Annotated in this window: 1 protein-coding gene; it reads left to right on the forward strand. The window is 31.9% G+C overall.

The genetic code is table 11. The features are described 5' to 3' along the window. Nucleotides 1-206: 206 nt before the first annotated feature. On the forward strand, nt 207-1,155 hold a 949-nt coding region (locus AC5EAH_RS08120), incomplete at its 3' end, for a GAG-binding domain-containing protein (RefSeq protein WP_493494275.1).

Raw genomic sequence — 1,155 nt, forward strand, 5'->3', positions numbered from 1 at the left:
CTATATTAGTATACCCAAACCAATCCCGAAAAGATTGTTTCAATCTTTTCGGGACTTTTTTGTTTAGAGGTTAGTTTTTTTCCTAGCCTTTTAAATTATAGAATTTTTTGTTATAGAAAGGCTTTATTATTAATTGTAGTATGCTATAATTAAATAGTAATAATTACGTCTTAAAGATAATTAAAAGAACAACTTGGAGGTATGATATGAAGAGTATAAAGAAAACAATGAGATTTGGTATTAGAAAATTTGCAATAGGTGCATGTTCGGTGATGTTGAGTATGAGTTTTATATCAGGAATAAGTGAATTAACAAATAATAATTTAGTATATGCTGCAGTTATTTCAAGAAATGATTTCAAGCAATTATCAAAAGAAGAGCAATTGATAAAAATCAATGAAGAGTTAGTTAAAATGAAATCAGATTTGAATAAATTAATGCAATTGCCAAAATTACCACAAGATGAAGTGTTTGCTGATCAAAGAGGAGTATGGTCTGATGTTAACACAGGTATAGGTCAGTATGTAGAAAATGGGGACAAAGAAAAACGAATTAATCGTTTAATTGAATGGAATGATTTAATAAGTGCATATGATGAAGTAACATATTATGCTATTTTTACTAATATAGAATTAAAATCAAGAGAAATTTTAAAGTATTATAATAAATATAAAGATAATGGTATATTTGCGGAACGTTTAAGTGATGTATTTAGAGGATCATATGCTACAATAGAAGGTGGTTTACTTAATGAAAGTTTATATTTATTTTATAATGAAGAATTTTTACCTAAATATAATTTCCTTGTTAATACAGCATTAGATTTTGAAGAAATAGAACGCGAACAGCAAGAAGAATTAGAAAGACAAAAACAAGAAGAAAGAGAACGCCAAGAAGCAGAACGTCGCGAAAGGGAAGAGCAAGATGAGAAAGACCGCCATGAAGCGGAAAAACAAGCTCAAGCAGAAAAAGAACGTCAAGAAGCGGAACGTCGTGCACAGGAAGAAGTGCGTCGTCAGGCTGAAGCAGAAAAACAAGCTCAAGCAGAAAAAGAACGTCAAGAAGCGGAACGTCGTGCACAGGAAGAAGCACGTCGTCAGGCTGAAGCGGAAAAGCAAGCTCAAGCAGAAAAAGAACGTCAAGAAGCGGAACGTC

The organism is Staphylococcus sp. B1(2026), from assembly GCF_058895785.1.